This window comes from Phytobacter sp. RSE-02, from assembly GCF_040578655.1.
Taxonomy (GTDB): domain Bacteria; phylum Pseudomonadota; class Gammaproteobacteria; order Enterobacterales; family Enterobacteriaceae; genus Phytobacter; species Phytobacter diazotrophicus.
This window is the reverse complement of record NZ_JBEULY010000007.1, coordinates 214,299-227,286: the sequence shown is the minus strand read 5'-3', so window position 1 is coordinate 227,286 and position 12,988 is coordinate 214,299. Positions and strand designations below refer to the sequence as shown.

The 12,988-nt window shown below is 55.9% G+C and carries 10 protein-coding genes; 3 read left to right on the top strand and 7 right to left on the bottom strand.

The annotated features are described in order from the left end of the window. The 7 genes from ABU190_RS16635 to ABU190_RS16605 form a co-directional block, all read right to left on the bottom strand. Positions 1-2,835 (bottom strand): DUF4062 domain-containing protein, encoded by a 2,835-nt coding sequence (locus tag ABU190_RS16635; protein ID WP_354691879.1) that lies wholly within the window; start codon positions 2,833-2,835, stop codon positions 1-3. 26 nt (positions 2,836-2,861) lie between these two features. Continuing rightward, complete coding sequence (locus tag ABU190_RS16630; protein ID WP_354691878.1) at positions 2,862-4,610, bottom strand: hypothetical protein; 1,749 nt, start codon at positions 4,608-4,610, stop codon at positions 2,862-2,864. A gap of 212 nt (positions 4,611-4,822) precedes the next feature. Further along, positions 4,823-5,518: an ABC transporter ATP-binding protein gene (locus ABU190_RS16625; protein ID WP_041852598.1), complete on the bottom strand. Its 696-nt coding sequence runs from the start codon at positions 5,516-5,518 to the stop codon at positions 4,823-4,825. Beyond that, the gene (locus ABU190_RS16620; protein ID WP_041852597.1) at positions 5,511-6,293 is read right to left on the bottom strand and encodes an ABC transporter ATP-binding protein; all 783 of its coding nucleotides are present in this window, start codon (positions 6,291-6,293) and stop codon (positions 5,511-5,513) included. Before ABU190_RS16620 ends, ABU190_RS16625 begins: the two co-directional genes overlap by 8 nt. Then, positions 6,280-7,329, bottom strand: a complete 1,050-nt coding sequence (locus tag ABU190_RS16615) for a branched-chain amino acid ABC transporter permease (protein WP_041852596.1) — start codon at positions 7,327-7,329, stop codon at positions 6,280-6,282. The genes ABU190_RS16620 and ABU190_RS16615 overlap by 14 nt, the downstream gene beginning before the upstream one ends. Then, positions 7,329-8,228, bottom strand: coding sequence for a branched-chain amino acid ABC transporter permease (locus ABU190_RS16610; RefSeq protein ID WP_354691877.1), 900 nt, complete (start codon positions 8,226-8,228; stop codon positions 7,329-7,331). Before ABU190_RS16610 ends, ABU190_RS16615 begins: the two co-directional genes overlap by 1 nt. A 26-nt stretch (positions 8,229-8,254) precedes the next feature. Beyond that, entirely contained in the window at positions 8,255-9,361 is a 1,107-nt protein-coding gene (locus ABU190_RS16605) for an ABC transporter substrate-binding protein (protein WP_162303320.1), read from the bottom strand. 680 nt (positions 9,362-10,041) lie between these two features. On the opposite strand from ABU190_RS16605, the gene dgcN reads away from it, so the two are divergent. From dgcN to ABU190_RS16590, 3 genes are read left to right on the top strand one after another with little or no spacing between them, the layout of a single operon-like run. Further along, a complete protein-coding gene (dgcN, locus tag ABU190_RS16600; RefSeq protein WP_354691876.1) occupies positions 10,042-11,043 on the top strand; it encodes an N-acetyltransferase DgcN in 1,002 nt (333 codons plus the stop codon). Beyond that, positions 11,043-12,020: an N-acetyl-D-Glu racemase DgcA gene (gene dgcA, locus ABU190_RS16595; RefSeq protein ID WP_041852592.1), complete on the top strand. Its 978-nt coding sequence runs from the start codon at positions 11,043-11,045 to the stop codon at positions 12,018-12,020. Before dgcN ends, dgcA begins: the two co-directional genes overlap by 1 nt. A gap of 26 nt (positions 12,021-12,046) precedes the next feature. After that, complete coding sequence (locus ABU190_RS16590) at positions 12,047-12,895, top strand: D-amino-acid transaminase (RefSeq protein WP_354691875.1); 849 nt, start codon at positions 12,047-12,049, stop codon at positions 12,893-12,895. Positions 12,896-12,988 lie beyond the last annotated feature (93 nt).

Sequence of the window (12,988 nt, the reverse complement as noted above, 5' to 3'; positions counted from 1 at the left end):
TTACTCTGTCTGGCCGTGCTCGCCGGCCAGGCGGTAAAACAGATTGCGACTTTCCTCGAGTTTGCGTATCTCGGTTGCGTCGCTGCTGTAAATTGTTTCTACCGCGGCAATGGCGCGGTCATAGAGCTCGACGGCGCGGGCAAAGTTTTTTTCCACCAGATAAACGGTGGCGAGTTCCTGATAGAACGATGACAGCATAATTTGCCGCTGCGGTGTTGGCGGCATCTGTTCGATGAGTGCAACCGCTTCCTGCAGATGCTGTTCCGTTTCGGCGGTGTTGCCGCTTTGGGCCTTAGTCTGCGCGATTTGCATGATAATGTTGGCCAGAACGGCAGGGTCCCGCGGGGGTTGCAGGGCCGCGACTTTTGCCTTTTGGTAAAGTTCCAGCGCCTGTTCACTCTTACCCGCCGCATTGAGTTGCTGCGCCATGTTAGACATGGTTACGGCCAGCATTTTCATTCCGGCTTCACCGGGGTTAAACAGATTTTCCAGCACCTGATCCATGGCCTCTTTTGCCAGTGCCGGGTCAGCGGTTTTTTGCGCCAGCACCGAGAGCGTATTGTAAAAGTGCGCTTTCAGCCCTGGCGGCGTTTTCTCGTTCTCTACGGCAGGTTTAATCATCTCTGCCCACTGTGTCGCCGCCGTTTCCGCCCGGCTCTGACGTAACCAGGTGAAGATGGAGAGCGCGGCAGGCAGGTGGTTTTGCAGCACCGCCGGTTCCGGGGCGCTCCACGCAAATGTCTGTTCAAACCGGGGGTCAAGACGCCGCCCGTCGTAAATACCACTAAACTGCCAGACGGTGTGTAACAGGGCCGGATCCACCTCGTGCAAACGGATCACCGCCATCACCTCAGAGAGTTCGCGTATGACCGGATCGATCTCACCGAGCGACAGCCACTGCCAGGTGCGTTCCGCCAGCGCAAAGCCGCTGCTGTCCTGGGTCTCCCCGAGAATACGTTCCCGGCAGCTTTCCATTTCATCATTGTCCTGTAGCGCCTGATAGAGCGTGTTATGCAATAACCGCAGGCGACCATCGCTGTTCTGGCAATACGGGGCAAGCCGTGCCAGCAGCGGCACTAACTCGCTATCCGGGACTTTCAGCGAGGGGTAAATCGCCAGAATGCGGGACAGTTCGCCATGGGTCAGCCCGCGACGAGAGGCCGCAATGGCGCAGGCGGCGCGGGTCGCCAGTTTCGAGGAGAAATCACGGCCAGACGCCGCTAATACGGAGGTAAACAACGCGCCAGGCCCGGCACAGGCCAGCAGCGCGCTCAGTCTCTCCGGCAGCGCTTCGTGTCGGGCATGCAGGCAAAGCTCTTCTAATACCAGGTGCATAAACAGCGGATTGTCGCAGGCGGGTGCGCTGATAAGCTGCCCGGTCAACTCCCCGGACAAGGACTTGCTGACCAGGCTCAGGCTTGCCTGGCAAAGCGCTTCGCGCTCTTCCTGCGTCAGCGCCGGGAGCGAGTGGCATTTCCAGGTGATTTTTTGCTGCTCAAGGAATGGCTGCACCTCTGGCGTGGCGGACAAGACCAGCAGCACGCGTGAAGGCCATTCAAGCTGTTGCAGGCGGTGAATCGCAAGCTCAGGTTTATCAAACTGGTTGATGGCATCCAGAATCAGAACCAGCGTCGCATTCTCGCGCTGACGGAAGCGTTGAACTCTTTCCATCACCTGTTGCCAGGCGTGATGGTCATCGGAAGCGGGCTCTGTGTTATCTCCCTCTTCGGCCAAAAACCAGAACAGCCGGTTACGCCAGTTGTCGAGCGTCGTGTCGCCATCCGCGCCAATATAGTGGCTGAATACACGATAGTTATCGTCCTGGCTCAGGAGTTCGCTAATTTCAAGCGGCACATAATCGTCGTCCCACGGCATCGGCGCCTGCCGGTTTTTCTCCCGCAGTGTGCTTTCTAAGTCGGCTAAAAAGGCGCTTTTACCCATCCCCGACGGGGCGGTAATCAGCCAGGGCTCCGGGGAAATGGCCATCCAGCCCTGGTTAAGCTCGCTGACTATCTGCTGGCGAAATGCTGTAAGCGGCACATAGGCCCGGCGACGCACGGCGGCGAACTGCGCGTGTTCATGGGTGCGCTGTTGCCAGCGATTGGGCATATTTTCCGCCGGATACAGCGTATCGATGGCGCTGAGCAGGTAAGCCCTTACCGCCTCGCCGAATTGTTCCACGCTGTCATAGCCGTCGATAGCGATAGTCTGCGGAAAACGCTGACGCAGCCGTTGTTTCAGGGAAGCCAGTTGTGCTGTGCGCGTGCTGTCCGGCGTGCCATCAGGCAGGCGATCAAACCAGACATCCTGCGGTGCGTTAGCGCTTGCCAGGGTGGCGGTGAAGGCCGGATCGCGTAAAAACATCTGCACACGCGGCGTGTTGGCAGAAGAGAGGGGGGCGACATCCGGCGGGGGAGCCAGAAACGCAAAGCGAATTTCCAGCTCCGTGACGCTGATATTTTCTTCCAGTGCGTCACGGATCAGCCCGGCGTAGCGCTGGTCCGGTGATTGCTGCCAGTAGGCGGCCAGATCGTCAGCCTGCGGCACCCAGCCGTAGCGCTCGCCAAGGAAACCGATAAAGAAAGGAGGAATGCCAAGCGACCGGCAGCGTTCAATCTCTTCAAGACAAATTTGCACCGTGCGGCCATTGTGGGCCGCCTCTTCGGTGATTCCCCAGCGCAGATCGATTTCGCTGAAATTGATCATCCGCTGATAGCAGATCTGGCGGATCTCCGGGAAGACGCGGGTCACCAGATAGTGGCGTTCGGCGTCCATATCCCGAAATGTGGAAGAGAGAAATACCCGGATTTCGCGCTGCGTGGTTGCCTGAGTCATCGTGCCATTCCTTCGCCTAAAATGTGTTAGCCGCCAATAATTTCCACATCACGTCCGGTGGTGCGCGCCACCCAGCGTGCATTTTCCTGTAGGGTTTCGATACCGAGCGCATACAAAATTTCCTGCAAGTCTTCGGTATCCGGCGTCGGCGAATGGGCTTCCATTTTCGCCAGCGCAGTAGAGAACAGCACCGCAGACCGTTCGTAGTCGGCGATATCCTCTTCATAGCCAAGAAATTTTGCGTAAGCGGCGCAGAGTGCGGCGCAGGCGATCAAAAACTCCGCCAGGTGCTCGCCCACCATATTCCAGAAATGGAGCGTATGCGCCAGGTGCTCATCGGTAAGCCCCCACAGGCTGGAGGCCAGCACCACAGACGTGATGGCGATACCACAGATAAACAGTCCGAAAGCCATGCGTTTTGCGAGGCGATGCTTGCGCTCTTTTTTATGGACGTTCTTTTCGAAGTAATTTTTCTGATCGCGCACCCAGCTCTCTTTCACTGCGTTAATCGCCGTTTTCAGCGTGCTGGCCTCGCTTTGTGGGTAAATACTCGCAGCCAGCATTGCCCGGCGCACCCAGGCGATATTGTCGTGGCTGCGGCGCAGATAATGTAGCGAAACAGCGCGTGCAATCCCGGCCTGACGCCAGACGTTCTGCACACGCAGCCCCTCCGCCAGTGCACGCAGTTCGGTGGCATTGCGGTTGGCGCGAGAACTGTGGACGCGGCTGAGCGCGACGGAAAGCAGTACCAGCAGGAGCAGCGACAGGCTCAGCGAGGTGATAACCCAGTGCTCGCCATCACCCGGCACACGGTTGCCCACCAGGGCCATGATGGCCGCCAACCCAAAGATAACGTTGTATACCTTACGCATATCTTTCATCTGTTTATTCGCCAGCCTGTCGATATGGGCGAAAGCGGCATGACAGAGATGCGATGCGCCGAGGCTGGCATTCGCCTCATCTTCTTTGGTGATACGCGCATTCAGCGTATCGAGGCGCTCAAGACTGCGATACCAGGACTCTTCACCGTGGATCGATGGCGTCTCCGGCTGGCCTTTGACCGGCAGCGGCGGATACCAGGAGACAGAAGGGGCGGTGGCGCCGTTAGCATAGGTTCCCGCTTTACGGCGCACGTGAATATGGCACACCAGGCCGGTGTCCGGTACATCCAGCAGGTTGGATTGGCCCAGATAGCGCTTGATGCCGGGCAGTCTGGCATTCAGCGCGGCCAGGTCGTGCTCCTGAATACGCCCTTCGCGGCGGAAGTTAACCACCTGCGCGGTGCCCCCTAAGCCTCTGGCTTTTTCGCCATCCCACAGCGCGAAAAGAATATGACAACGCTGCGCCAGGTACATACCCGCTCTGGCATATTGCAGGTCGCGGTAGAGAGAGCCCTGCGGGTTTTGATCCAGGGAGATCATCGATTCAGAACCGGGGATCACCGTGTCGATGCAGTAGATACCGCCGGTCTTTTGCGCGTAATCGTAGAGTTCGCGAAATTCCGTCACCGTGTCGGTGAAGTCACGCTCATACTCTTCTTTGGCAAAAGGCAACACTACATGCAGCGGTAATCTTTTTTCCATGATCACGCGGGCAAACAGGCGGTCCGCCCCTTCGGCCAGCGAAGAGAGCGCCATGACCGGTGAATGAGGATAGCGCGCCTGAATCGCGCTGATTTCACTCTCCAGCAGGGCGAGAAGCTGCTCTGTATCCTGCACATCGCGGTGTCCGGTGACGCCTAAGGTCACGGGTAAAGATGAAAATTGAACGGGCATAGTATCGACAACAAGATGAATGAATTTGCGTCAATATACGTTCTATTTCCCGGAGGGAAAACTACTAATATTTCGACTCATCATGCGGAAAACAGAGGGTTTTTTGCGCGCAATAGCCGCAGCAATCACCGCTGAAAGGTAAGGTTATGTTGACCCGCGATCGTGGCGAGGTCACCCGGACAAGGCGTTGCGCCGTCATCCGGGAACCGGGTTTATCCTCCCAGATACATCTTCTTCACTTCCGGGTTTGCGAGCACATCCTTTGCCTCGCCGGAAAGCACAATCTTGCCGTTTTCCAGCACATAGGCCCGGTCGGCAATCCGCAGGGCCGCCGTGGCGTTTTGCTCCACCAACAAGATGGTGATGTTCTCCTCACGCAACTGGCGAATGGTGGCAAATAACTCACCCACCACTTTTGGCGCAAGGCCCAGACTCGGCTCATCAAGCATCAATAACACCGGCTCGCTCATCAAGGCGCGGGCGATGGCGAGCATCTGCTGCTCACCGCCGCTCATCGTGCCTGCCATCTGTTTACGGCGCTCTTTCAGACGCGGAAAGAGGCTGTACATCCTGTCGCGCAGACGGGTGAAATTCGCCAGATTGTTATATGCCCCCATGCGAAGGTTCTCTTCGATGGTCAGGTTGGTGAAAATTTTTCGCCCTTCCGGTACCAGCGCCAGCCCCTTGCGGACAATGTGGTGCGTCTGACTGCGGGAGATGTCCTCATTAAGAAAATTGACCGTTCCGCTGGAGCGTACCATATTGACGATACCGTTCAGCGTCGAGGTTTTCCCCGCGCCGTTGCTGCCAATCAGCGTCACAATTTCCCGGTCGTTAATCTCGATATCGATGCCTTTCAGCCCCTGAATAACGCCATAAAACACTTTCAGCTCACGGGCGCTAAGCATAATTTACGTCCCCCAGGTAGGCGGAGATCACCTCCGGATGTTGAATCGCGTCGGACATCAGTCCGCTGAATAACGGTTTGCCATATTCCAGCACCATGACGCGTTCACACAGGGCGTTCACGAACGGCATATCATGCTCAATTAACAACACGCTTAACTGGTAATCCTTACGCATACGGAAAATCAGGCTTGCCAGATCTTCTGTCTCTTTGGGGTTCATCCCGGCGGCGGGCTCATCCAGTAACAGCAGTTTTGGCCCGGTCGCCAGCGCGCGGGCAATCTCCACTTTGCGCTGGTTGCCATAGCTCAGATTGGTGGCCTGCATGTTGGCGTATTCGGCGATACCGATATAGTCAAGCAGCGCCATCGCCTTCGCCCGGGCGGCACGTTCGGCAGGGAAATAGCGGCCAATGTGCAGCGCGGCTTCCAGCAGTGAATAGTGGCTGCTGTGATCCAGCCCGACCATCACGTTTTCCAGCACGGTCATCGAGTTAAACAGACGGATGTTCTGGAAGGTGCGGGCAATCCCTGCGTTCACCACCTTGTTTGGTTTTAAGCCCTTGACCGATTTGCCCGCCAGCAGCACGTTGCCACTGGTCGGTTTGTAGTTGGCCGTGATGACGTTAAACAGGGTGGTTTTCCCGGCGCCGTTGGGGCCAATCAGGCCAAAGATTTCGGCTTCATCAACGTGAAAACTGACATTATCAATCGCCCGCAGGCCGCCGAACTGCATGACAACCTCCTGCACTTCGAGAATCGCGTTATTTGACGTCATGACGGCGTCTCCCGAAGCGGACTTGCCACACTTCTTTTTTGCCCAACAGACCTTCACGGGCGAATAACATAATGATCAGCAGCAGCAGTGAGAACACCACCATACGCAGCCCCGGATAAGAGCCCAGGTCGTGGCCGAACAGCGACAATGGCTGGTCGAGGAAACGCAACCATTCGCCGCTGCCCACAACCACGATGGTGCCGAGCAGTGCGCCCGTGGTGCTGCCCAGACCGCCAAGCACGATAATGATCAACAACTGGAAGGTCAGCATAAAGTCGAACAATCCCGGTGCGATGGTGGTCAGCAGCGAGGCCAGCAACCCACCGCCAATGCCTTCGAAAAAGGCGCTGGTGGCAAAGGCACAGGTTTTGATGCGAAAAGTATTCACCCCCATGGCGATGGCGGCGTCTTCGTCATCGCGGATCGCCTTCATCATGCGGCCATACTTTGACCACACCAGTTGCAGGATCATCCCCGATGCCGCCAGGGCGAACAGCCCGCACCAGAACAGCAGATGGGGCTGCTGAGGAATATCATTAAGCCCAATGGCGCCGTTGGTGATCTGCGGGTTATTGATAGCGAGGATCTTGATAATAAAGCCAAAACCCAGGGTCACAATCGCCAGATAGTCGCCGCGTACGCGAAATACTGGAAACGCGAGGCAGACCGCCAGGAAAGCGGCGCATAGTCCGCTTATCAACAGCGCCGGTAAGAAACTGGTGTGTAACATCAGGATAAACGGGCTTGGCGCGGTCATCTCGAACATATCGATTTTGCTGTCGCTGGAGAGAATAAACAGCGCGGTAACATAGGCTCCCACGGCGACAAATCCATTGGGCTCCAGTGACAACTGCCCGGTGACGCCGTTAATCAGGTTGTAGCTCACCGCCAGGATCATAAAGACAAATACGGTGCTGATTACCCGAATAATGTAATCGTTGAAAACCAGATTCATCCCGGCCAGCAGCGCAATGGCGAGCACAATAATGACCAGGTTACGCCCCTGAGCGCCGAGAGTGGTTGAAGCGTTAAACATTAGAAGCGGCTCCTTTCCAGACGTTCGTCACCCATAATGCCCACCGGGCGGAACAACAAGACCAGAATCAAAAACATAAAGGCGAAGGCGTCTTTGTAACCCCCCAATTCGGGGTACAGCGCGACAGCGACCACTTCGGTGAAGCCAAGAATAAACCCGCCGAGCACCGCGCCGGTGACGCTGCCAATGCCACCGAGCACGGCGGCGGCAAACGCTTTCAGGCCAATCAGTACGCCCATCAACGGATCGATAGTCGGGTAGCTGATGGAGTAAAAAACACCGCCCAGCGCGGCGAGACTGCTGCCCAGGGCGAACACCAGCGAGATAATGCGGTTCGCATCAATACCCATCAGGAGCACGGTATTGACGTCAAACGCCACTGCGCGGATCGCCATCCCGTAGCGGGTGCGATAGAGCAGCCAGAGGATCGCCAGCAGCAGAAGCACGGTGATCAGCGGCACAACCCACGCCACGTTAGTGATGATGATGTGACCAAAAGTCAGGGTGTTGTTGAACCAGTCCGGAGCAGAAAAGAAACGCGAGCTGCCGCCGAAGAGGACGTTAAACAAGTTTTCCAGGAAGAAGCTGACGCCAATGGCGGTGATCAGCATGGAGATTTTTGATGCCTGACGCAGCGGGCGATAAGCCACCCGGTCGATAAACATTCCCAACAGGCCGCAAAGCCCGAGGGTCAGTAAAATGGCTACCCAGAAGGGCAGCCCAATGGAAGAAAAAAGAAACAGGGTCGCAAATGCGCCGACCATCATGACATCCGCATGCGCGAAGTTGATCAGGCGCAGGACCCCATACACCATGGTATAGCCAATGGCGATCAGGGCGTACATGCCGCCCAGACTCATGCCATTGACGACCTGCTGGAGAAAAATGGTGCCATCCATCTCGTTTAATAACCTCTTATTACTGCTTACGGATTCACCACAGTTTTGAATGCCAGTTGACCATCTTTCACTTCGTTAATCACCGCGCTACGAATGGCGTCGCCGTCTTTCAGAGTTAACGTACCGGTTACACCCTGGAAGTCTTTGGTCGCGCGGATTTTCTCGTTAACGCAGACGCGATCGTGCGGATCGCTACACTGGTTCATCGCATTGACGATCACGTTGTAGGCATCGGCTGCCATTGCGCCCCAGGTATGGGTTGGCGATTTGAATTTCTCTTCCCAGCCTTTAATAAAGGTTTCGCCTGCCGGAGTCTGCTCTTTGGCGTTCGGTGAGTAGTAGTCGGTGGTCATGTACCCGTTCACCGCATCTTTGCCCACATCAAAGAACACCGGATCCGCCGCCAGACCATCGCCGCCAACAACCGGTTTGTTTAAGCCCAACTGTTTTGCCTGCACGGCAATCAGTGCGCCTTCGGTGTAGTAGATCGGCATGTAGATCATGTCGACGTTTTTGGCTTTCACGCTGGAAAGCTGCGCTTTAAAGTCTTTGCTGCCCGCAGGTGCCTGGACTTCAATAGGAATGGTGCCGCCGTTTTTCAGGAACTGGGCGCGGAAGGCTTTGGCCAGGCCAACGGAGTAGTCGTTGCTGCTGTCAAAGACGATAGCCGCCGTTTTCGCATTCAGATCGCGTGAGGCCAGGTTGGCACCCACCACGCCCTGGAAGCTGTCGGAGAAACAGACGCGGCTGACATACGGGTGGTTACGGGTGACGCGGTCGTTGGTTGCGGTAGAGGAGACCAGCGGAGTTTTGCTGTCGTCGGCAATTTTGACCATCGCCAGCGTGTTACCGGAGGTGACTTCACCGATCACCGCGTCGACTTTGTCGCTGGAGACCAGGCGCTGCATGGCGTTCGCGGCTTCAACTTTGTCACTTTTATCGTCAATCACGATAAGCTTGACGGTGTCGCCGTTTTTCAGGGTCGGGGTGATGCTCTGAATCAGTTCCAGGCCTTTCTGTGAAGGTTGACCATATCCGCTGAGCGGTCCGCTCAGGGGCAATACCACACCGATTTTAATCTCTGCCGCCAGTGCGCTGTGCGCCCCAGCCAGGCCGGAAATCAGTACTGCTATTAAAGAGACTTTCCCACAAAAACTCTTCATTGTTACCTCACCGTCCGTCAGTTAATTGTGAATGTTGAAGCATCAAATACCGCGTAACACTGAATACTGATGCGCCTGGCACCACGCGGCCGCTTCGTCTGGAATGCGCTGCATGTCGTACTGACTTCTTCCGTAAGCGCGAGCCTGATATTTCCGTTAGAAACGAAAGCCGGAAGAAAGGAATATTAATTAATGGCCAGGCCTTTTGATTTTCCAGAGATATATCTGGCGACAATTTCCATCAATAACGGATTCACCTTACATCCATTAATTGGATTTTTCTCATCCATTCTTCTTATAGATTTATCGTGCGTAATAGCACTGTTTTGGATCGCTAAAATAGTGCATTGCGCTTTATTGGTGCGTGAATAGTGATGAGATCACATTATGATAAATATTTTTATTGCCTGGCTGATGGGAGGGTGTGGATTTAAAGATTAATATTTTCACAAGCGTTTTCTGGATTTCTTTTATCAGAATAAAACACTGCCTATTTGCAATAAACATGGTAAATAAAGCCTGCAATAGCGACAGTTGACAATAATAAAACCCTTGTTATTCTGCATAAACAGTCAGCCTTTATTTAATTTTTTCAGAAATGTTATTTCTGCGTTAATTTATTTTCAGTCTTATCCTGAGGGGGATAAATAATGAATATCCAAAAGCCCTATCTGCTTTTTCTTGGTGATGCGCATGACCAACTGGCAGCAAAAGTTGCCGATGGGATTAAACAATGGCACCCGGAATATTGCGTGGGTCAGTACCGTATGGCGAATTGCCATGCCGATTGCCAATTAACGGATATGGATATTGATGCTGCGGTTAAAGCGGGGGCAAAAACACTGGTGGTGGGTGTGGCTAACCGTGGCGGTATTATTTCAAAAGAGTGGATTTCAGTACTGAGTGCGGCGCTGGAAAAGGGAATGGATTTAGCGGCTGGCCTGCATAATAAGCTGGCCGATGTTCCTGAGTTAAAGGCGCTGGCCGACCGGCTGGGTCGCAATCTGTTTGATGTTCGCCATCCGACGCAGCAATACCCGGTTGCCAGCGGGCGCAAACGCAGCGGTAAACGCGTACTGCCGGTGGGCACTGACTGCTCTTGCGGCAAAATGTATACCGCGCTGGCTATTGAAAAAGAGATCCTGGCGCGCGGCGGCAAAGCCACATTTCGCGCCACCGGGCAAACCGGCATCCTGATTAGCGGGGCGGGGGTGAGCGTTGATGCGGTGGTCTCCGATTTTGTCTCCGGCGCGGTGGAAACGCTCGCTCCGGCGAACGAGGCCGATCACTGGGATATTATTGAAGGGCAGGGGTCACTGTTTCATCCCTCTTTCGCGGGCGTGACGACTGGCCTGATTCATGGCGCGCAGCCGGATGCGCTGGTGCTGTGTCACGAGCCGACCCGCACCCATATGCGCGGCGTGGATTATCCGATTCCGGACATCGCTGACTGTATGGCGCTGAACCTGAAAATGGCGCAACTGACCAACCCGGATGCCCGTTTCGTGGGCATCTCTTTGAATACCTCCGCCCTGAGCGATGCCGTTGCGCGGGCGCTGATGGCTGAACTGGAAGCACGTCACGGACTGCCGGTTGTGGATCCGTTCCGTCAGGGCGTTGGCGCGATTGTTGATGCGCTGGCGGCACTGTAATGGAACTGACCATCGCCCATGAACGCTGGCCGTTGCGCCATGCATTCACCATCGCCAGGGGAAGTCGAACCGTGGCCGATGTGGTGAGTGTCACCCTACAATTGCAGGGATTTACCGGACGCGGAGAATGTCTGCCTTATGCGCGTTATGGCGAATCGGTTGAGAGCGTCATGGCACAAATCGAGCGTCTGCGCCCGGCGCTGGCGGCGGGTATGACACGTATGCAATTGCAAAGCGCACTGCCTGCGGGGGCGGCGCGTAATGCGCTGGACTGCGCGTTCTGGGATCTGGAGTGTAAGTCGTCCGGGCAGAGTGTCTGGCAGCGGGCCGCATTGCCCGCACCACACAGTTTGCATACCGCGTACACCTTATCCCTTGATACCCCGGCGCGCATGCAGCAAATGGCGCAGGAAAACGCCTGGCGTCCGCTACTTAAACTCAAGCTCGCCGATGATGAGGACATTGCCCGTGTCAGCGCCGTGCGGGAAGGGGCGCCACAGGCCAGACTGATTGTGGATGCCAACGAAGGCTGGGATGAGACGATCTATCTGCGTCAGGCTCCCGAACTGGCGCGCCTTGGCGTCACGCTTATTGAGCAGCCGCTCCCGGCAGGTAAAGATGCGGTGCTGGCTCAGTTGCCGCATCCGGTGCCGCTGTGCGCCGATGAATCCTGCCACGATCTTGGCTCGCTTGGCGCTATTGCCGGGTGCTACGAGATGGTGAATATCAAGCTGGATAAAACAGGCGGATTAACCGAGGCGCTGCGCGTGCGGGAAGAGGCCACGCGTCTTGGCCTGCAGATTATGGTGGGGTGCATGGTCAGCACATCGTTATCGATGGCGCCCGCCGTGGTGGTGGCGCAGCAGGCGAGCGTGGTCGATCTCGACGGGCCGCTATTGTTGGCTGAAGATCGTGAAGACGGGTTGCGTTACGACGGCAGCGAACTTTTTCCCCCGACCCCGGCGTTATGGGGTTAGTGGCGTAATGATGTAAGGAGATGGACATGTCACGCACGGTTTACCTCAACGGGGAGTATGTGCCGGAAGAAGAGGCCAAAATTTCCGTTTTTGATCGTGGTTTTTTATTTGCCGACGCAGTGTATGAAGTTACGGCGGTGGTGAACGGTAAGCTGGTGGATTTTGCCGGTCATGTTGCGCGGCTCGCGCGATCTTGTCGTGAGCTGGGCTTACCTCTGACGCTTTCGCAAGACGATCTGCGCGAGATCCATCAACGCCTGATCGCAGAGAATGGGCTCACGGAAGGGGGGATCTATCTGCAACTGACGCGCGGTAACAGTGGCGATCGTGATTTTCACTTTCCATCGGCGCAGACGCCGACCACTCTGGTGTTGTTTACCCAGGCGCGAGCGGTTGTGGACCATCCTGCTGCCAGTAAGGGCATCCGTGTGGTGACCTGCCCGGATATTCGCTGGCAGCGGCGGGATATTAAAACCGTGCAGTTGCTGGCGCCGTGTCTGGCAAAAGCCTGGGCCGAGGCCAACGGCGCGGATGATGCGTTTTTGGTTGAAGATGGCTTTATTACCGAAGGCAGCGCCTGCAACTGTTATATCGTGACGGCGGATAAAACCATCGTTACGCGTCCGTTGAGTAATAATATTTTGCACGGCATTACCCGTAAGGCGTTGTTCCGTCTGGGTGATGAGCACGGCATCACCTTTGAAGAGCGGTTATTTACGCCGCAAGAGGCACGTCAGGCGAGCGAAGTGTTTATCAGTTCCGCCACCACCTTTGTCTGGCCGGTGGTGAGTGTGGACGACCAACAAATCGGCGACGGTAGGCCTGGCGAGATAACGAAGCTGTTACGCCGGATTTACCTTGAGATGGTGGGGTAACGCATTCCCGGATGCGGCGCAAACGCCTTATCCGGGCTACCACCGGTTTTCTCCCTCTCCCCCTGGAGAGGGTTGGGGTGAGGGGAATATGCG

Bases quoted from the DNA above. Each gene is read 5' to 3' on its own strand.
- ABU190_RS16635 (WP_354691879.1), bottom strand. From the start codon at position 2,835: ATGACTCAGGCAACCACGCAGCGCGAAATCCGGGTATTTCTCTCTTCC.
- ABU190_RS16630 (WP_354691878.1), bottom strand. From the start codon at position 4,610: ATGCCCGTTCAATTTTCATCTTTACCCGTGACCTTAGGCGTCACCGGA.
- ABU190_RS16625 (WP_041852598.1), bottom strand. From the start codon at position 5,518: ATGCTTAGCGCCCGTGAGCTGAAAGTGTTTTATGGCGTTATTCAGGGG.
- ABU190_RS16620 (WP_041852597.1), bottom strand. From the start codon at position 6,293: ATGACGTCAAATAACGCGATTCTCGAAGTGCAGGAGGTTGTCATGCAG.
- ABU190_RS16615 (WP_041852596.1), bottom strand. From the start codon at position 7,329: ATGTTTAACGCTTCAACCACTCTCGGCGCTCAGGGGCGTAACCTGGTC.
- ABU190_RS16610 (WP_354691877.1), bottom strand. From the start codon at position 8,228: ATGGATGGCACCATTTTTCTCCAGCAGGTCGTCAATGGCATGAGTCTG.
- dgcN (WP_354691876.1), top strand. From the start codon at position 10,042: ATGAATATCCAAAAGCCCTATCTGCTTTTTCTTGGTGATGCGCATGAC.
- dgcA (WP_041852592.1), top strand. From the start codon at position 11,043: ATGGAACTGACCATCGCCCATGAACGCTGGCCGTTGCGCCATGCATTC.
- ABU190_RS16590 (WP_354691875.1), top strand. From the start codon at position 12,047: ATGTCACGCACGGTTTACCTCAACGGGGAGTATGTGCCGGAAGAAGAG.